This is a genomic window from Ideonella sp. BN130291, from assembly GCF_036231905.1.
Taxonomy (GTDB): Bacteria; Pseudomonadota; Gammaproteobacteria; order Burkholderiales; family Burkholderiaceae_C; genus CAMLIZ01.
On sequence record NZ_JAZARE010000001.1, the window covers coordinates 558660 to 576076 of the forward strand.

General features: G+C 70.3%; 18 protein-coding genes. 10 read left to right on the forward strand and 8 right to left on the reverse strand.

All coding sequences use genetic code 11. The annotated features are described in order from the left end of the window. Positions 1-49: 49 nt before the first annotated feature. The 4 genes from VPH43_RS02610 to VPH43_RS02625 form a co-directional block, all read right to left on the reverse strand. Positions 50-682 (reverse strand): YbhB/YbcL family Raf kinase inhibitor-like protein, encoded by a 633-nt coding sequence (locus VPH43_RS02610; protein ID WP_328576083.1) that lies wholly within the window; start codon positions 680-682, stop codon positions 50-52. A 12-nt stretch (positions 683-694) separates the two neighbouring features. Continuing rightward, complete coding sequence (locus VPH43_RS02615) at positions 695-928, reverse strand: hypothetical protein (RefSeq protein WP_328576084.1); 234 nt, start codon at positions 926-928, stop codon at positions 695-697. 426 nt (positions 929-1354) lie between these two features. After that, on the reverse strand, positions 1355-3274 hold the full coding sequence (locus VPH43_RS02620) for a PAS domain-containing hybrid sensor histidine kinase/response regulator (protein WP_328576085.1): 1920 nt from the start codon (positions 3272-3274) through the stop codon (positions 1355-1357). Positions 3275-3295: 21 nt separating this feature from the next. After that, positions 3296-3733 carry a type II toxin-antitoxin system HicB family antitoxin gene (locus VPH43_RS02625; RefSeq protein ID WP_328576086.1) on the reverse strand — a complete coding sequence of 146 codons (438 nt, stop codon included), beginning with the start codon at positions 3731-3733 and terminating at the stop codon, positions 3296-3298. Between VPH43_RS02625 and VPH43_RS02630 the strand changes: the two genes are divergently transcribed. The 6 genes from VPH43_RS02630 (at position 3732) to VPH43_RS02655 (ending at position 8379) form a co-directional block, all read left to right on the forward strand. Continuing rightward, positions 3732-4391, forward strand: a complete 660-nt coding sequence (locus tag VPH43_RS02630) for a hypothetical protein (RefSeq protein ID WP_328576087.1) — start codon at positions 3732-3734, stop codon at positions 4389-4391. The genes VPH43_RS02625 and VPH43_RS02630 overlap by 2 nt on opposite strands. A 29-nt stretch (positions 4392-4420) precedes the next feature. Next, positions 4421-4816 (forward strand): BLUF domain-containing protein, encoded by a 396-nt coding sequence (locus VPH43_RS02635; RefSeq protein ID WP_328576204.1) that lies wholly within the window; start codon positions 4421-4423, stop codon positions 4814-4816. Between the two features lie 81 nt (positions 4817-4897). After that, the gene (gene ku / locus VPH43_RS02640) at positions 4898-5815 is read left to right on the forward strand and encodes a non-homologous end joining protein Ku (RefSeq protein ID WP_328576088.1); all 918 of its coding nucleotides are present in this window, start codon (positions 4898-4900) and stop codon (positions 5813-5815) included. Next, on the forward strand, positions 5812-6657 hold the full coding sequence (locus VPH43_RS02645) for a tetratricopeptide repeat protein (RefSeq protein ID WP_328576089.1): 846 nt from the start codon (positions 5812-5814) through the stop codon (positions 6655-6657). Before ku (VPH43_RS02640) ends, VPH43_RS02645 begins: the two co-directional genes overlap by 4 nt. A gap of 5 nt (positions 6658-6662) precedes the next feature. Then, the gene (gene ku / locus VPH43_RS02650) at positions 6663-7547 is read left to right on the forward strand and encodes a non-homologous end joining protein Ku (RefSeq protein ID WP_328576090.1); all 885 of its coding nucleotides are present in this window, start codon (positions 6663-6665) and stop codon (positions 7545-7547) included. A 91-nt stretch (positions 7548-7638) separates the two neighbouring features. Next, a complete protein-coding gene (locus tag VPH43_RS02655) occupies positions 7639-8379 on the forward strand; it encodes an SDR family oxidoreductase (protein ID WP_328576091.1) in 741 nt (246 codons plus the stop codon). Here the strand turns inward: VPH43_RS02655 and VPH43_RS02660 are convergent. The 3 genes from VPH43_RS02660 to VPH43_RS02670 are packed head-to-tail and all read right to left on the reverse strand — an operon-like array spanning position 8260 to position 11511. Then, positions 8260-9261, reverse strand: coding sequence for a LysR family transcriptional regulator (locus VPH43_RS02660; RefSeq protein WP_328576092.1), 1002 nt, complete (start codon positions 9259-9261; stop codon positions 8260-8262). The two genes, VPH43_RS02655 and VPH43_RS02660, sit on opposite strands and share 120 nt — an antisense overlap. Before the next feature lie 5 nt (positions 9262-9266). Next, positions 9267-10082: a YihY family inner membrane protein gene (locus tag VPH43_RS02665; RefSeq protein ID WP_328576093.1), complete on the reverse strand. Its 816-nt coding sequence runs from the start codon at positions 10080-10082 to the stop codon at positions 9267-9269. 34 nt (positions 10083-10116) lie between these two features. After that, the gene (locus VPH43_RS02670) at positions 10117-11511 is read right to left on the reverse strand and encodes a peptide MFS transporter (protein ID WP_328576094.1); all 1395 of its coding nucleotides are present in this window, start codon (positions 11509-11511) and stop codon (positions 10117-10119) included. Positions 11512-11702: 191 nt separating this feature from the next. On the opposite strand from VPH43_RS02670, the gene VPH43_RS02675 reads away from it, so the two are divergent. The 3 genes from VPH43_RS02675 to lnt are packed head-to-tail and all read left to right on the forward strand — an operon-like array spanning position 11703 to position 16005. Next, complete coding sequence (locus tag VPH43_RS02675) at positions 11703-12806, forward strand: SGNH/GDSL hydrolase family protein (protein WP_328576095.1); 1104 nt, start codon at positions 11703-11705, stop codon at positions 12804-12806. Positions 12807-12820: 14 nt separating this feature from the next. After that, positions 12821-13537 (forward strand): hypothetical protein, encoded by a 717-nt coding sequence (locus VPH43_RS02680; protein ID WP_328576096.1) that lies wholly within the window; start codon positions 12821-12823, stop codon positions 13535-13537. Positions 13538-13584: 47 nt separating this feature from the next. Continuing rightward, positions 13585-16005: an apolipoprotein N-acyltransferase gene (gene lnt, locus VPH43_RS02685; protein ID WP_328576097.1), complete on the forward strand. Its 2421-nt coding sequence runs from the start codon at positions 13585-13587 to the stop codon at positions 16003-16005. Positions 16006-16027: 22 nt separating this feature from the next. On the opposite strand, the gene VPH43_RS02690 is transcribed toward lnt, so the two are convergent. Beyond that, the gene (locus tag VPH43_RS02690; protein WP_328576098.1) at positions 16028-16912 is read right to left on the reverse strand and encodes a LysR family transcriptional regulator; all 885 of its coding nucleotides are present in this window, start codon (positions 16910-16912) and stop codon (positions 16028-16030) included. 81 nt (positions 16913-16993) lie between these two features. On the opposite strand from VPH43_RS02690, the gene VPH43_RS02695 reads away from it, so the two are divergent. Continuing rightward, positions 16994-17416 (forward strand): DoxX family protein, encoded by a 423-nt coding sequence (locus tag VPH43_RS02695; protein WP_328576099.1) that lies wholly within the window; start codon positions 16994-16996, stop codon positions 17414-17416. Position 17417 lies beyond the last annotated feature (1 nt).

Below are 17417 nucleotides of genomic sequence, written 5' to 3' on the forward strand. Positions count from 1 at the left end.
CTGCCCAAGAGCGCAGCAACCGGTGAACCTGTGGCGCCCACGCGCCGCTTCACGAGGGCAGCACGCCACCGGCCAGGCCGGTGCCGGCGGCGGGCTCGCGCACCGAGCCGTCCGGCCGTTCGTAAGTGCCTATCAGGCAGCCGCTGGCGATCGCGTACTGCTCCAGGGCCTGCAGCACCGCATCGCGGCCGGGCGTGGCCGGCAGCGCGCTGCCGGGCGCCAGCGCAAAGACCTGGAACACGTACCGGTGCACGCCATGGCCGGGCGGTGGATCCGGCGGCAGCCAGCCGACGCCGAGGAAGGAGTTGCGACCCAGCTGCGCATCCGGGTCGGCCTCGGCCTTGTTCATCGCGCCTTCGGGCAGGGAGCCATCTTCGCCCGGCAGGCCTGCCAGGATGGCGTGCACCAGCGGATGCGGCGTGGGCGAGTCGGCGTCTTCCACCACCACGATCACGCTGTCCGCGCGGGCGGGCACGCCGATCCATTGCAACGGCGGTGAGATGCCGGGGCCGTCGGCGGTGCAGTTCATGGGCAGGGGCGTGTGGTCCTCGAAGGCCAGGCTGCGCACCTGCAGCGCGCCCATGCCCTGGCGCAGGTCGACCCGCTGGAACAGGGTGTGGTCCAGGCCGGAGCGCTGCCCTCTCAGGGCGTGGCCGACGGCATCAGGCAGTTTTTCAAGCATGGGGATGGCAGCTCAGTGGCGCGCGGCGCGCGCTTCGCACGCGGCCAGGTAGGCCACCGCCGGCTGGGTGAGCCAGGGGTCGTCGGCCTGCAGGGCCTGGGATTCGAGGGCCACCAGATCGATGTCCACGCAGCGAGTGGTTGAGGCGAGCGTGGCATCGCGAGCTGCTGCCTTGTGGTCTGCAAAGGCTTTGCCGGACCACAAACTGCGGGCGAACGGATCCAGGAACGCTTTGAACATCAGCATGGCAGCCCCCAACGGATATCGAGGCAACTCAGCAACCGGCGTGCCGGGAGGGCGCCCCCCTGACCATGGCCCCCCCGTCGAAGGAACGCTGCCTGCAGGGCTGGCCTATCGCCACTGAAACGCGCTGCCGACCATGCCTGACACCGACGACCACGAGGTGCCCCGTTGAACCGCGGTGGCAGCGCAGCCACGGACCACGCCGCCATGGTGAACAGCGTCCGGGCCGTGCGGGATGCCGCCCGCCAGACCTTGTGGAGCGCTCGCCACAGCGGCCGGTGCGACAACGCGGTGCTGCGCCTGCTGCAGTCGGTGGTGCAGGCGTTCGACGGCCTGCTGGAGCAGGCGTGCAAGGCTGCTGGAGCAGGCGTGCAAGGCTGCAGGCGGCCCCACCGCAGACGCTGGGCAACTCACAGAGTGACGCTGGGCTCAGCCAAGCCGCGCTTCGATCGCCTCGTAGAGCGCGTTCAGTTCCACCGGCTTGGCAAGGTGCGCATCGAACCCGACGGCGGCGGTGGACTCGCGGTCGCTGGCCTGCGCATAACCGCTCACTGCAATGAGCACTGCAGCGGGAAGGGCTTCCGATCCGCGCAACCGGCGCGCCACCGCGAAGCCGTCCAGCTTGGGCAGGCCCAGATCCAGCAGCACCACCCGCGGACGCAGCTCGGCGGCGACGGACAGCGCCTGCTCACCGTCGTAGGCCACTTCCACGCGATGCCCGTCCAGGCGAAGCAGCGACGCCAGCGTGTCCGCGGCGTCCCGGTTGTCGTCCACCACCAGCATCGGCAAGGGCCGGATGCGAGCAGATGTGGTGGTCACCTGGGAGCCACGCAGCTCTTCGCGCCGGCCGCGGCGCGGCAGGCACACCACGAAGCGCGCGCCACCGCCATCGGCCCCTTCACAACGCACGTGGCCACCATGCAGCTCGGTCAGGCGCTTGACGATCGCCAGCCCGATACCCAGCCCGCCTTGCGCACGGTCAAGCGTGCGCCGGTCCTGTGTGAACAGCTCGAAGATGTGCGGCTGGAGGTCCGGCGCGATGCCCGGCCCGTTGTCCTGCACCACGATGGAGAGGTGGTGCTCGTTTTCCGCCTGCACGCTCACCTCGATGCGCCCGCCTTCCGGGGTGTACTTCACCGCGTTGGTCACCAGGTTGGAGATGATCTGGGTTAGGCGGGCCGGGTCCACCACCAGGTCCAGCGCGGGCGACACGTCCACGCTGAGGGTCTGCTCGCGCTCACGCGCCTGAGGGCGAGCCGCCTCCACGGCCTGGAACACGGCGGTAGCGACCAGCACGTTCTCCATGCGCAGCTCGATCCGGCCCTGGGTGACGCGGCTGACCTCCAGCAGGTCATCCACCAGGCGGGAAAGGTGAGCCGTCTGGCGTCGCAGGATTTGCGTCGCCATGGCCCTGCGGTCCGGCGCATCGCCCACTTTCTCGAGCAGGCGCACCGCATTGGCGATCGGCGCGAGGGGATTGCGCAGTTCATGGGCCAACATGGCGAGGAACTCGGTGCGGCGCTTGTCCGCCTCGGCCATCGCCTGCTCGATCAGCTTGCGCTCGGTGATGTCGAAGTTAACGCCCACGAGGCGGGATTGGCGCCCGTCCTTGTCGTGCAGCACGCGTCCGCGGCTGACCAGCCAGCGCACCTCGCCGTCTGCGCGGAGGATCCGGAACTCCGATTCGTAGTCGCCACCCTTGGCCAGCACCCGCGCGATCTCGGCGTCGAGCTTGGTCCGGTCGTCCGGGTGCACCATCTGCAGGAAGTGAGATGCCTCCAGCGGCTCATCGGGGTTGGCGGGCAGGCCGAGCAGCGTGTAGACCTCCGGGCTCCAGAAGCTGGTCTGCGACGCGGGCGCCCAGTCCCACACACCCATGCGGCCCGCCTCCAGCGCAATCTGCAGCCGGTCCTGCGAGTGGCGGAGTTCCCGTTCACGCTCCAGGAGCTGGGCCTGGCTTCGCCGCAGCGACTCTTCGGCTTGGCGTTGTTCGGTCACTTCCTGGGCGACCAGGCTCAGCAGCGCGATCTGGCCGCAGTCGTCGCGCAGCGGCGTGACATGCTCCACCCAGACGCGCTCCACGCCGGGGTGCGCAGGCGTTTCGCCACGCACCTCCAGGTCCCGCACCGGTTGCCCGGTGTCCAGCACGCTTCGCAGCATCGTCTCCGCCTGCTCCGCCAGGTCGGGCAGCAGTTCGCGCACGGTGCGCCCGATGTGCGCCGCGACCGGCAGGCCATTCATTTCGGCCAGGCGCTGATTCACGCGGACAAAACGAAGCTCGGTGTCCAACACGCCGAGGCCCACCGGGGCGGTCTCGTAGATGGATTCCAGTTCAGGGCGCGCAGGCATAGTCGAACAATGAGTCTGCGGTCAGAGCGTCGATTCACCGGCGTCCTGCGGCAGCGCCGGAAGGGCGGGCTGCAGAACGTCCGGTATCGCGCCGTCCGCGGACAGTGGCACCGACGCGGCCAAGGTGAGCGGGGCGGCCACCGGTTCCGGCCTGCGGCGGTCGATGCGCAACCACAAGGCACCGGCGTGAACGGGCTGCCGGGCCAGGTCATCGATGGGCGTGGGTTCGGGTGCCGCCCTGCCTTCGCGCAATGCCGCCACAAACCAGGCTTCCACCGCGTCCGAGATGTTGGCCATGCACTCCCGCACGCCGTCGCCGGTCGAAAGGCAACCGGGCAGATCGGGCACGGCCGCTGCCCACGGCTCACCGGGCTGCGGCGGCGGGGTGAGGCATGCGGCATACGCGGCCGAACCGCGGTCGTTCGACGGTGCTACAGGCAGGCTGTCCTCGTGGGGCATGCAGCAGGCGAAGCAGGCGGCGGGCCCGGTCCATTGGAAGCCGCTCCCAGGCAAGCCGGAACGCGGTTTGCTTACACTGATGGAAACCCGTTTTGGATGGCGCTTGGTGGATTGCGCAGACCTGTTTGACAGACAACTTGCAGAAATTGCAAGCCTTGCCAAGGCGTTGCAAGCGCCCCTGCTCCGGCCCACGGCGCAAACCATGTTCCAGCAACTGTGCAATCGGTCGGTGGTGCATGTGCAGGCGCGCGAACAATTCCTGCTTCCCGCCTGGCGCCGCGCGCACTGGAAGCATTTGCCATCCGACGCACTTGCGACGCACATGGAGTTCAAACGGGCGTTGGCCGACCTGATGCTGCAACGTCCAGGTTCAGAGCACTTCAACGAAGCGCTTGCCGCATTCGTGGCGACCGTCGAGGTGCACCGCCGGAGCGACCGCGACCGCCTAGTGCCCGCGCTGCGTGAGGCAATTGACCTCGCTGATCGTCGGCAGCTGTGCAACGACATCGAAGTCTTGTACGAGGCGGGCGCCTCCTCCACCGCGTCGCTCTCGCTGAATCAGCCGTTTCTGTCGTCCCGCGACCTCATTGAAGAGGCGGAGGTCGTGCTGTCGTCGATTCTTCAGCCTGGGCAGGCGGGCCGCGGCGCCGAGGCGTGAGTCCCCAGTCAGCGATGTCATTGCGGCGCGTGATCTACATCAGCCGGGCTCAACCCGGCCTGGAAGAAGTGGAGCTTCGTCAGCTGTTCGGCGAGGCGGAAGTGCTGCATCGGCGCCTGGACCTGTCCGGCGTGCTGGCGTACACCGGCCAGCACTTCGTGCAGGCGATCGAAGGCCCGCCCGGTGAGGTCACCCACTTGCTGACGCTGATACAGGCCGATCAACGCCACTCCGGCATGCGGCTGTTCTGCGACGAGTCCCCCGCTCACAGGCAATTCGGCACCTGGAGCTGGCTCTGCCTTGACAGCCCCGATGTCATCGCCGGAGCGGATGTGTCGCTGGCCTCGCCGAATGCGGACTGTGCCGAGGCCAAGGCGCTGGTGCTGCAGGTGCTGGAACACGCTCCGCCGGAGAGCCGGTTCTGATCGCTCGCTGACCTTCCCCCGGCGGCAAAGCGTGGCCAAGGCACGCGCTTTGCCGCAGTGCCTCGATTGAGGAGAACCGCCATGGCAGCACGATCGATCGCGTCACTGTCCCTCACCTTCGGGCTGGTGTCCATCCCGGTGCGGGTGTTCTCCGGCACCGAGAGCTCCGGCACGGTGAGCTTCAACCTGCTCACGCCGGACGGCTCGCGGGTGAAGCAGCAGTACATCTCGCAGAAGGACGGCCGCGTGGTCGAACGCTCCGAGATGATCAAGGGCTACGAGTTCGAGAAGGACCGCTTCGTCACCTTCACCAAGGAGGAGCTGAAGGCGCTGGAGGAAGGCGCCAGCCCCACAGTGGACATCGTGGCCTTCATTCCCGAGAAGTCGGTCGACCCGATCTTCTACGACAAGGCCTACCTGCTGGCGCCGGACAAGCGCGGCGCCAAGCCCTACGCCCTGCTGGCCGAGGCCATGCGCCGCAGCGGGCGCTGTGCGCTGGCCACCTGGGCCTGGAAGAGCAAGCAGTACCCGGTGCAGATCCGCCCCGCCGAGGACGGCCTGGTGCTGCAGCAGCTGCTGTATGCCGACGAGGTGCGCTCGCTGAAGGACCTGGACATCGAACGGGCCACGGTGAGCGAGGCGGAGCTGAAGCTGGCGCTGCAGATCATCGAGCAGATCTCGGAAGAGACCTACGATCCCACGCGCTTCAAGGACACCGAGAAGGAGCGCATCCTGGCCGCCATCGACGAAAAGATCGCCGGCAAGCAGATCGTGGCGCCCTCGCATGCCGAGCCGGCCACCGGCGCCCAGGTGATCGACCTGGTGGAGGCGCTGCGGGCCAGCCTGCGCGGCGGCAAACCCAAGGCCGCGGCGCCCAAGGCGGCCAAGGCCGCCGAGCCGGTGCCTGCCGTGCAGCTGGGTGAACGCAAGTCGGCGCGGCGCGCCACCCCGGCGGCCGAAACGGCCGAGCCCGCGCGCAAGCGGGCGCGCGGCAAGTGAGCCGGGCCGCGACCAGCGAGCCCGCCTACACGCTGCGCAGCACGCAGGACGCGCTCGGCGTGTCGCGGGCGGTGCTCAAGGGCCTGATCGAGGCCGGCTTCGTGAGCCCCGCGCGCGGGCCGCGACAGGAATACCGCTTCTCGTTCCAGGACATCGTGCTGCTGCGCACCGCCTACGAGCTGCAGGCCGCCGAGATTCCGCCACGCCGCATCGTGGCCGCGCTGAAAAAGCTGAAGGCGGAGCTGCCCGAGACCGCGCCGCTCACCGGCCTGCGCATCAGCGCCGTGGGCAGCGACGTGGTGGTGAGCCAGCGCGGCCAGCGCTTCGCGGCGCATTCCGGCCAGCTGCTGCTGGACTTCGAGGTGGCACAGCAGGAGGGCCAGGTGGCGCTGCTGTCGCGCAAGCCTGCCGTGTCGGCGGTGCAGCAGCGCAGTGCCGCCGACTGGTTTGCCGAAGGCGAGCAGCTGGAGCCCACCGACCGCGCGGCCGCGGAGGCGGCGTATCGGGAGGCGCTGGCGCAGGACCCGGACTTCGCCAACGCCTACGTCAACCTGGGCGCGCTGCTGTGCGACGCCGGCCGCTGCCAGGACGCGCTCACCGTGTTCGACCTGGCGCTCGCGCGCTGCCCAGACGAAGCGCTGCTGCACTTCAACCGCGCCATCGCATTGGAAGACCTGGGGCAGGACGAAGCCGCGCTGCACAGCTACGAGGCCGCCATCCGGCTGATGCCCGACTTTGCCGATGCGCACTTCAACGCGGCCCGGGTCTGCCAGGACAAGCTGGCCCGGCCGCAGCAGGCGCTGCGCCACTTCAGCGCCTATCGACGACTTCAGAAGAGGTAAGACCCATGGCACGCGCAATCTGGAAAGGCGCCATCTCCTTCGGCCTGGTGCATGTACCGGTGTCGCTATATCCGGCCTCGCAGGAAAACGAGGTCGATTTCGACTGGCTGGACCAGCGCACCATGGACCCGGTGGGCTACAAGCGCATCAACAAGCGCACCGGCAAGGAGATCGACAAGGAGCACATCGTCAAGGGCGTGAAGACGGAGAACGGCGAGTACGTGGTGCTGTCGGACGACGAGATCCGCGAGGCCTACCCCAAGACCACGCAGACCATCGAGATCCAGAGCTTCGTGCAGGCGCAGGACGTGTCCTTCGTCTACATAGAGAAGCCCTATTACCTGGAGCCGGCGAACAAGGCGGAGAAGGTCTACACCCTGCTGCGCGAGGCCATGGCCGATGCCAGCCTGATCGGCATCGCCCGCCTGGTGATCCACAACAAGGAACACCTGGCCGCGCTGCTGCCCGCCGGGCCGGCGCTGATGCTGGGCACCTTGCGCTGGGCCGACGAGATCCGCCCGGCCGACGCGTTGAACCTGCCGCCGCAGGGCAAGGCGCAGCTCAAGGACAGCGAGCTCAAGATGGCGCGCCAGCTGATCGGCGAGATGACCACCGCGTGGAAGCCGCAGGACTATCGCGACGAGTTCAGCGACGCCATCCGCGAGCTGGTGGCGCGCAAGGCCAAGGCGGGCGAGACGGAGAAGGTGGCGCCGCTGGAGGAGGCGCCCAGCGAGGCCGATGCCTCCAACGTCGTGGACCTCACCGAGCTGCTGAAGAACAGCCTCGGGCGCACCACCGGCAAGGGGGGCAAGGCCAAGCCGGCGGCCGAGCCCCGGGCCAGCAAGGCGGAGGACAAACCGGCCCGGTCGCGGGCGCGCAAGCGGGCCTGAGGCGCCCGGCAACCGCGCTGCATCGGCGCTGCCGATGCAGCAACGGAAGTTCCCGCTGGCCGGAGCCCTGCATGCGCCCCACCATGGGCGCATGGACAACAACAACCCTCTTCAAGGACAACGGATCGTGGTGGTGGGCGGCAGCTCGGGCATGGGCCTGGCGCTGTCGGCGCAGCTGTTGAAGCGGCATTGCGACGTGACGATCGTCGGCCGTTCGCAGCACAAGCTGGCCGCCGCCGCGGAGCAGCTGGGCACCGCTGGGTCGCTGCGGCTGCATGCGGCCGACGTGACGCAGGAACCGCAGGTGCAACAGCTGTTCGAGGCGGCGGGCCCGGTGGATCACATCGTCTGCACCGCGGCCGACATCCGCGGCGCCTATGAGCTGCTGCCCGATCTGGCGCTGGCCGCCATCGAGCGCGCGCTGCGCTCCAAGGTGATCGCGCCCCTGCTGCTGGCCAAACACGGTGCGCCGCACTTGCGCCCCGGCGGCTCCATCACCTTCACCTCCGGCATCGCCGCCTACCGGCCGCGGCCCAAGGGCGTGGCGGTGGCTGCGATCAACGCCGCGCTGGAAGGCATGGTGCGTGCGCTGGCGGTGGAGCTGGCGCCCCTGCGGGTGAATGCGGTGTCGCCCGGCTGGGTGCGCACCCCCATCTGGCAGGACGTGGCCGGTGTCGACAGCGACGCGCTGCTCGATACGATGGCGCAGCGCCTACCGGTGGGCCGGGTCGGCACCGCCGACGACATCGCCGACGCGATCCTGTTCCTGCTCGGCAACGGCTACACCACCGGCACCGTGCTGCACGTGGAGGGCGGGCACCGGCTGGTGTGACGCCAGTGCCTGGCGCAGCGCCGTGATGAAGGGGGCCAGCTCCCGCGGCAGCGGCCGGCCAGCGGGGGTGAGCAGACAGATCGGCAGCCCGTCACCAGCCGGCGAGAGCGCCCGCAGCACGATGCCGGCGCCTGCGCCCTGCAGCGCACGGCGCGGCAGCACCGTCACCCCCAGCCCGGCCGACACCATCTGCAGCAAGGCGGGCACGCTGTCCGCCACACCGCGCAGCTGCGGCTGCACAGGCGCCTGCTGCAGCAGCGCGTCGAGGTAGGCACGATAGCGGCAGCCGGGTGTGGTGAGCACCAGCGGGCAGGCCGCCAGCTCGTGCGCCGCCACCGCAGCACCGGCTGCCAGCGCATGGCCAACGGGCAGCACCACCATCGGCTGGTCGCGCGCCAGTTCCTCCACCTGCAGCGCCGCCTGCGCGGCCGGCCAGCCATGCACCAGGCCCAGATCGGCACTGCCGTCCAGCACGGCGGCAGCGGTGGCCAAGGAGTCGCGTTCCTGCACTTGCACCACCAGGGCCGGATGGCGCTGCGCATGGCGCGCCACCAGCGGCAGCAGCACGCTGGTGCACAGCGTCTGCGGCGCCACCACGCACAGTGTTGCGCCGCTATCACCCACCTCGCCGCGCGCCTGGCGCAGCGCGTCGTCGGCCAGCGCCAGCAGCTGGCGCGCGCGCTCCACCAGCCGTTCGCCGGCCGGGGTGAGCGCGAGCGTGTTGTGGGTGCGCACGAACAGCGGCTGGCCCACGCTGGATTCCAGCGCCTGCATCTGCTCGCTCACGCTGGACTGCGACAGGTGCACCCGCTGCGCCGCCTGCGTGAAGCTCAGGGTGTCGGCGGCAGCGAGAAAGGTCTTCAGTTGGCGCAGCTGGAACATCGCTTTCAGTTTCTCCTGGCCTGGGTCTTGATGCCCCGGCCGAGGTTGGCGCTGACCAGCGCCGCGGCCAGGGTGACCAGCCAGGAAAAGTACACCCAGAGCAGGAAGAGCGGAAACGCGGCGAAGGCGCCGTACACCGCCTTGTAGGTGGGCAGCTTGAGCACGTAGGCACCGAAGCCGCGTTTGCCCAGCTCCAGCGTGATGCTGGCGAGCAGCGCGCCCACGATGGCGTCGCGCTTGCGCACCCGGGTGTTGGGCACGAAGTAGAACAAGCTGCCCAGGCCCAGCGTGCCGAGTGCGATGGGCCCCAGCGTCAGCACGAACTGCGCCGCCGGCGGCAGCGGGCCGATCAGGCCCAGCGAGGCGCCCAGCAGGTGCGAGGTGGCCCACAGGCTGAGCGCGAGCAGCGGCGGCCCTGCGAGCAGCATCAGCACGTACATGCCCACGCGCTTGAGCAGCGGCCGGTTGCGCTTGACCTCCCACAGCTGGTTGAGCGCGTTTTCCACCGTGAGCAGCAGCGCCACCGCGGCGGCCAGCAGCAGCAAGGTGCCCAGCCCGGTGAGGCTGCCCGCGTTCGCGGCGAACTGGTGCAGCACCTGCAGCACGGTGCGCGAGATGTCGGCCGGCATCACGTTCTTCAGCAGGTGCTCCTCCAGCGCGTCCTCCAGCCAGGCCAGCCGCGGGAAGCGCAGGAACAGCGCGAAGCTCACCGCGATGAAGGGCACGATGGACAGCAGCGTGGTGAAGGTCAGGCTGCCGGCGATCTGCGCCAGCCGCTCCTTGCGCGCGCGCTGGATCGTCTGGCGGGTGAGGCTGAACATGCGAGCTGCCTTGGCGATGCGGCGATGGCGCGCCTCAGCGCTGCGCGTCGGGCGCCAGCAGCCGCCCGAACACCAGCCGGACACCCAGCAGCAGCACACCTGCGCTGGCCACCAGGGCCGCATGCAGGGCCCAGAACTGTTGGCCGGGCATGGTTTCCAGGAAGCCGGCCAGCCAGCCGACGAAGGTGTTGCCGAGGAACAGGTGCAGGTAGTACACGCCGATCACCAGCCCTTCCAGCCGCTGGGGCGCGACGCGCGAATACAGCGCCAGGCCCACCGGCAGCACGTTTGCAAAACCCAGGTCGTTGAGCACCGTGTAGCCCAGCGTCCAGGCCAGGCTGACCTTCTCGTGCGAGTTCTCAACCATGCCGGCGGCCAGGATCAAGAGTGCCGGCCCGCCCGCGCCGATGAGCGAGCCGAGCGCCATCTTGGTGAGCTCGTCGGGCTCGCGCCGGCGCTGCGCCCACCAGCGCCAGAAGGCGATGGAGGCCACCATGGTGGCAGTGCTCACGAAGGCGTCCACCGCCTGCAGCCAGGTGACGGGCACCTCCCAGCCGAACAGCACCAGGTCCATGTGCTTCTGCGACCACAGCGGGTAGGCGTTGGTGAACTGCTGGTTGCCCACGATGGACAGCATCAGCACCGGGATCAGCGCCACCAGCAGCACCAGGCGGGCCTTGTCGCGGCCGGTCATGCCGGCCGGCGCCACGGCGGTACCGCCGCCGGCATCGCGGGCGCGAACGCGCGGCTCGGGTGGCAGCCAGCGGCGGCCCCACAGGTACACCAACAGCCCGATCACCATGCCGACGCCGGCAGCGCCGAAGCCCCAGTGCCAGGCGACCTTCTCGCCCAAGGTGCCGCAGACGATGGGCGCCAGGATCACGGCGATCTGCACGGCCAGCATGAAGATCTGGAACGCGCTCGCGCGCCGTTTGTCCCCCGGTGCGTACAGGTCGCCCACCTGCGCGGCGATGTTGCCCTTGAAGCAGCCCACGCCCACCAGCAGGCAGGCGAGCGCCGGCAGGAAGCTCACTTCGAAGGCCATGAGGAAGTGGCCCAGCGCCATCAGGCTGGCGCCGATGACCACCGTTTTCGTGCGGCCGAGCAGCCGGTCGGCGAGCAGCCCGCCGAACAAGGGCGTCAGGTACACCAGCCCGGCGTACAGGCCGAAGACCGCGGAGGCCAGCTGCTGCGGCGAGCGCGGGCCGGTGGCGCGCTCGATGAAGGCGCGCAGGCTGTCCATGCCGGCCACATGGCCGATGTTCTCTGGCAGGAACAGGTAGTTGCTGAGGTACAGCACCAGGAGCGCCTGCATGCCGTAGTAGGAGAAGCGCTCCCACAGCTCGCAGAAAGCGAGCCAGCCGAGGCCGGCCGGGTGGCCGAAAAAGGCGCGGTCGGCGCGCCGTTCAGGGACGGTGGCGGAGTTCATCGCGCGGCATTGTCGCCGCCTGACCCGGCGAGCCAAGTCCATGACTTGCCGGCGCGGTCAGCAGGCAGCAAGGGATTCCACGGAGGTGCCCCACGGGGCCCGGGTCTAGGCTGGGTCGGCTACCGCAACAAGGGAACCCTGCGGAATCGAGCGCTCTGTTCCCGCACCAATATCAGGCCAAGGAGACACAGATGACGACGAGATGCTTTCCCGCGCTGCGGCGCACCGCGCTGCGCGTGCTGATGCCCGCGCTGGCGATGCTGGCGGCCGCTGCGCCAGCGGCGGCCAACACCCTGACCCAGAACGTGTCCTGGACCATCGACCGGGCCAACACCACCGCCAAGTACCGCGTGGTGGCCTACGGCGACTCCATCTACGCCGGCTACAACGGCTCGGTGTTCAACGCCGCCAAGTACGCCGCGCCCACGGTGGATGCGGAATACCTCTCTGCGCTGTGGAATGCCGACATCGAAAGCGTGCGCCGGGCCAAGTCGGGCGCCGTGGCCTCGGACGTCTACAACAACAAGATCGTGGCCGAGAAGTCGTACATGCAGGCCAGTTCCACCCGCGTGGTCACCTTCGAGATGTGCGGCAACGACGGCCTGCAGGCGCGCTCGGCCTTCAAGGGCCAGACCGGCACCTGCGACTACTCGGGCATCAACAACGCCATCAACAACTGCAAGACCTATGTGGCCGCGGCGATGGACTTCATCAACGCGAATGCGTATGCCGGCACCAAGCTGAAGGTGATCTCCAACCTGCACTACCCGGGCTACGCGGCCGACAACGTGCAGAGCGCCTGCCGGGACGCGAGCACCGGCCAGACGGTGAACATGCAGACGCTGTTCCTGCCGAAGATCGCGACGATGAACTACTGGATGTGCGAGTACGCGCGGCAGAAGGGCTTCCAGTGCGCGGACAACTTCGCGCAATACATGGGCGCCGACTACGACAGCAACGGGGACGGTCAGGTGGACTCCGACGCGCTGCGCTACGTGGCCGGCGAAAGCGAAGCCAGCTACGTCAACCGCATCGCAGGCACGCTGCGCCCCACGATACGCGACGCCAACGCGCACTTCGTGTCGGCCAGCAGCAGCTTCGACTACATCCAGTCGGACGACACCCATCCCACCTACACCGGCGGCACGGTGAGCGCCGGGCTGTTCGGCGGCACCACCGGATCGGGCGCGCCGCGCTACACCTCGTTCACCAACGGCAAGAACCCGATCTGGAACCAGTACGGCCATGAGCGCATGGGTTGGGCGGTGTCCACCACCAACCCTGCCGCGCCCTGAGCCGACAACACGCCATGGACGGGCCGCGTCGTCCCGGCCCGCCTGCCCATCCGGCAGGCGGTGACCCGGCGTGGCGGCCGTCGTGGTTGTTGCTCGCCCTGGCGGTCGGCCTGGTGGCGGGCGGCGTGGTCTACGGGCTGACCCTGCAGGCATCGCCCAAGCCGGCGAACGCGCCTGCGCCGGCCGTCGTGACGGCTGCGGCCAGCGTCCCCGGCAGCCCGCCGCCGGCCCCGGCCGCTGCAGCGAGCGGGCCGGCCCAGGCGGTGCCGCAGCCGGGCACCACGCCCCGCCCTGCCGCCCCACCGGCGCAACGCATCGCCCGCATGCGCGATCCCGACGGTGACCAGTCGCCCGACCTGGCCGACTATGTGAACGAGGGTGAAAAACCGACCATGGCCGAGGTGATCGACCGCCTGCACCGCGCCGGTGTGCGCACCGGCCTGGGCGCCTTCCAGCCACCCGGCACCCGCCCGCCGCTGGTGGGGTTGGCGGTGCCCGAGGACTACGTGCTGCCCGAGGGCTACGTGCGCCACTACCAGGCCACCGACGACGGCCAGCGCATCGAGCCCATCCTCATGTACTCCCCCGACCACCGTTTCGTGGACGCGGCGGGCCGGCCGATCGCGATACCGAAGGACCGGGTGGTGCCGCCGGAAGCCGCACCGCCGGGCCTGCCGATCCGGCGCATCGTGGTGCCGCCACCCACCGACACCGGAGGGCCGGGCCGCTGAACGCCGCTGCTGCCTTCTTCCACCGCCACGCCCGCGCGGCGGCCGGTGTGCTCGCCAGTGCCCTGCTGTGCGGCCTGTATGCACGCGGCGGCGCGGGCTGGCTGCTCGGTTTCGTCGCCCTGGTGCCCTGGCTGCACACGCTGGACCGCAGCCGCACGCTGGTTGGCACGCTGCTGGGCGCCTGGGGCATGTGTGTGGCCTTCACCGCCGCCGGTTTTGCCTGGTTCGGCAGCGCCATCGGCCAGTACACGCAGTGGGGCGAAGCCGCCGGCCTGGCCCTGCTGCTGGTGGCCGCGCCGCTGTTCCAGCCGCAGATCCTGGTGTTTGCGCTGGTGCGCCACCTCGCCCGCCGCTGGCACGGGCCCGCACTCTCCGCGCTTGCCGGCGCCGCCGCGTGGGTGGCCACCGAATGGTGGGTGCCGCGGCTGCTCGACGACACCCTGGGGGTGGGCCTGCATCCGTCGAGGCTGCTGCGCCAGGCCGCCGACCTGGGCGGCACCGCCGGCCTCACGCTGGCGCTGCTGCTGGTCAACGAAGGCGTGGCGCGGGCCTGGGCGCAACGAGCAGGCGGCCTGCGTGCGGCCGCGCGGCCGCTGGCCGCCGCCGCGCTGGTGCCGCTGCTGCTGGCCGGGTATGGCGCCGCCACGCTGTCCGCACAAGCCACGCCCACCACCCAGCCGCTGCGCCTGGGGCTGGTGCAGTCCAACATCGTGGACTACGAACGCCTGCGCCAGGAGAAAGGCGCCGCGGCGGTGGTGCGCGAGGTGCTGGACACCCATTTCGCGATGAGCTACGACGCGGTGGAGCGCCAGCATGCGGACGCGGTGCTCTGGTCGGAAACGGTGTACCCCACCACCTTCGGCCATCCCAAGAGCGAAGCCGGCGCGGAGCTGGACCGCGAGATCCTGGCGATCGTCAACGCCGCCGGCGTGCCCTTCGTGTTCGGCACCTACGACCGCGATGCCGCCGGCGAGTACAACGCCGCCGCCTTCGTGGCGCCGGGCACCGGCCTGCTCGGCCTGTACCGCAAGGCCCGCCCCTTTCCGTTCACCGAGTACGTGCCGCCCTGGCTGGACGGGCCGGCGCTGAGGCGCTGGCTGCCGTGGACCGGCCACTGGCAGCCGGGGGACGGTGCGCGCGTGTTCCCGCTGCGCCTGGCCGACGGCCGCGAGATCCCCGTGCTGCCGCTGATCTGCCTGGACGACATGGATACGCAACTGGCGATCAACGGTGCCCGGCTGGGCGCGCAGGCCATCCTCACCTTGTCCAACGACGCCTGGTTCAGCGCACATCCGCAAGGCGCCGAGCTGCACCTGGCCGCGGCCGCGTTCCGCAGCATCGAAACCCGGCTGCCGCAGTACCGCGCCACCACCAATGGGCACAGCGCCGTGATCGACGCCACCGGCAGCGTGGTGGCCGGCTCCCGGATGGGGGAGCGCACGCTGGTGATCGGCGCGCTGCCGGTGCCGGTGCCGCCGCGCACGCTGATGGTGGCCTGGGGCGACTGGGTGGGACGTGCGGCTGCGGGGTTCCTGGCGCTGCTGGCCCTGGCCACCGCCTGGCGCTCGTGGGCCCCAGGTGCGGCAGCTGCCACGCAGCCGGCGCAGGCGGTGGCTGCCCTGCCCGCCCGGGTATCGGTGCTGCCGCCCGCGGCGCGCCTGGCCGCCGGTGCGCTGCGCAGCTTGGCGCGCGCGAGCCTGCTGTGGATGGTGGCGGCCGTGCTGCTGGGCGATGGCGCGCTGCAGGCCAACACGTTGGCGCAGGTGAGGCTGTTTGCCGCGCTGGTGCTGCTGCCGGAAGCCGCCGCCTGGTGCGTGCTGCAGGCCTTTGCCGCACGGGCCGGCATCGAGCAGGGCGCGCTGGTGCTCACACGCGGCGCGCGCCGGCTGGAACTTCCGCTGCGCGACATCGCCGCGGTGCAGCCCTGGCGCCTGCCCATCCCCGGCCCCGGTGCAGCGCTGCGCCTGGTGTCGGGCGCGCATTGGCCGTATGGCGTCGCGCATGCCGACCCGGTGGGCCTGGCGACGGCGATCGCGGATGCGGGTGGCGCCGCGGCGCCACCGCGCCCCGCCTCGCGTGCCAGCCTCTATGCGCAAGCCCGCGGCGGCGCGCCGCGCGGCCGCCTGGACCAGTGGCTGGCCAAGTTCGTGCTGTTCCCGCTGATGCTCGCGATCCCCGCCTTCCGCCTGCACCAGCACATCGCCTACGGCAGCACCTTTGGCGAGGCCTACAGCTTCGGCCTCGGCGCCTGGCTCGCCACCTTTGCGCTGTGGTGGGCCGCCTGGGCGATCGGCGTGGTGCTGTGCGCTGCCGCCCTGCGCGCCGCGATCGAAGCCGGCACGGTGATGGCCGTGCTGCTGCGGCCCGGGCAGGCGGCTTCGTTGCGGCGCTGGCTGGAGCGCCTGGGCCTGGCCGCGCTGTACCTCGGTTTGCCCGCCTGGCTGCTGCTGCGCGCGGCGGCGAGTTGACACGCGGCCGGGAACCCCGGCGCTACGGCATCACCAGCGACTGCGCGAGGTGGCCGTACACGGCGGACACCCGCCGAAGATGCCGGGACTCCGGATGCGTGAGCACCCACAGGTCGGTCTGGGCTTCCTCCAGCGGCTCGCCCAGGCGCACCACGTCCTTGCGGCCCTCGGCCAGGAACAGCGGCACGATGCCCACGCCCAGGCCCAGCCCGATCATCTCCAGCACCGACAGGATGCTGTTGACGCGATAGCGCGGTGTCACCTTCGGCAGGTGCCGCTTGCGCCAGACCACCGACGGATGCTCCGGCAGCGCATCGTCGGGGGCGATCCAGTCGGCCGCGGCAGCGTCCATCGATGCCGCGCGCCGCCCCCCAGGCCGCTTGGCGCCATACAGCGCCATGCGGATCGCGCCCACCCGCTTGCCCACCAGGTGCTGCGGCGGGCGCCGGGTGGCGCGCACGGCGATGTCGGCGTCACGCCGGGTCAGGCTGGCCAGCTCGTTGCCGGTGTGCAGCTCGTAGTGCAGCAAGGGGTGTTGCTGCTGCAGGCCCAGCAAGGCGGGGGCAACCAGGCCATGCAGCAGGGTGTCGGTGGTGGTGATGCGCACCACACCCGACACCTGGGCCGGCGACAGCGCCAGGGTGGAGCGCGCCGCCTCCAGCGCGGCCTCCATCTGCTCCGCATGCTCGCTCAGCTGCCGGGCCACCTCGTTGGGGCCGTAGCCCGCGCGGGTGCGTTCGAACAGCGGCTGCCCCAGGCCACGCTCCAGGCGCTGCAGGCTGCGGAAGACGGTGGAGGCGTCCACACCCAGCCGTTCCCCCGCGGCGGCCAGGGTGCCGCCACGCACCAGGGCCAGCACCACCTCGAGGTCGGCCGCACTCACGGTGTATTGCGTCAATGCAATCATGCTTTGCCCTTTGGCCTATTCACGCTTCGGTTCTGCAATCCTACAGTGGGCTCACCGCAACCTCCTCCTGAAGGATCAACGATGGACTCCCCCTCCTCTTCCACGCCCCTGGGCATCGCCCTGCTGCGCATCAGCCTGGGCGTCATGTGGATCTCCCATGCGCTGCTGAAGCTGCTGGTGTTCACGCTGCCCGGCACCGCCCAGTACTTCGCCAGCATTGGCTTCCCCGGTGTGCTGGCGTATCCGGTGTTCGCGGCCGAGTTGATCGGCGGCGTGGCGCTGGTGTTCGGTGTGTATGCGCGGCAGGTGGCCGTGGGGCTGCTGCCGATCATGGTGGTGGCCGCCTGGGTGCATGGCCCCAACGGCTGGGTGCACACCAGCGCCGGCGGCGGCTGGGAGTACCCGGTGTTCCTGATCGTCGTGTCGATCGCGCTGTGGCTGCTGGGCGATGGCGCCGGCGCGCTCAAGCGCAGCACGCGGCTGACGTTTGCACCGGCGCACTGAC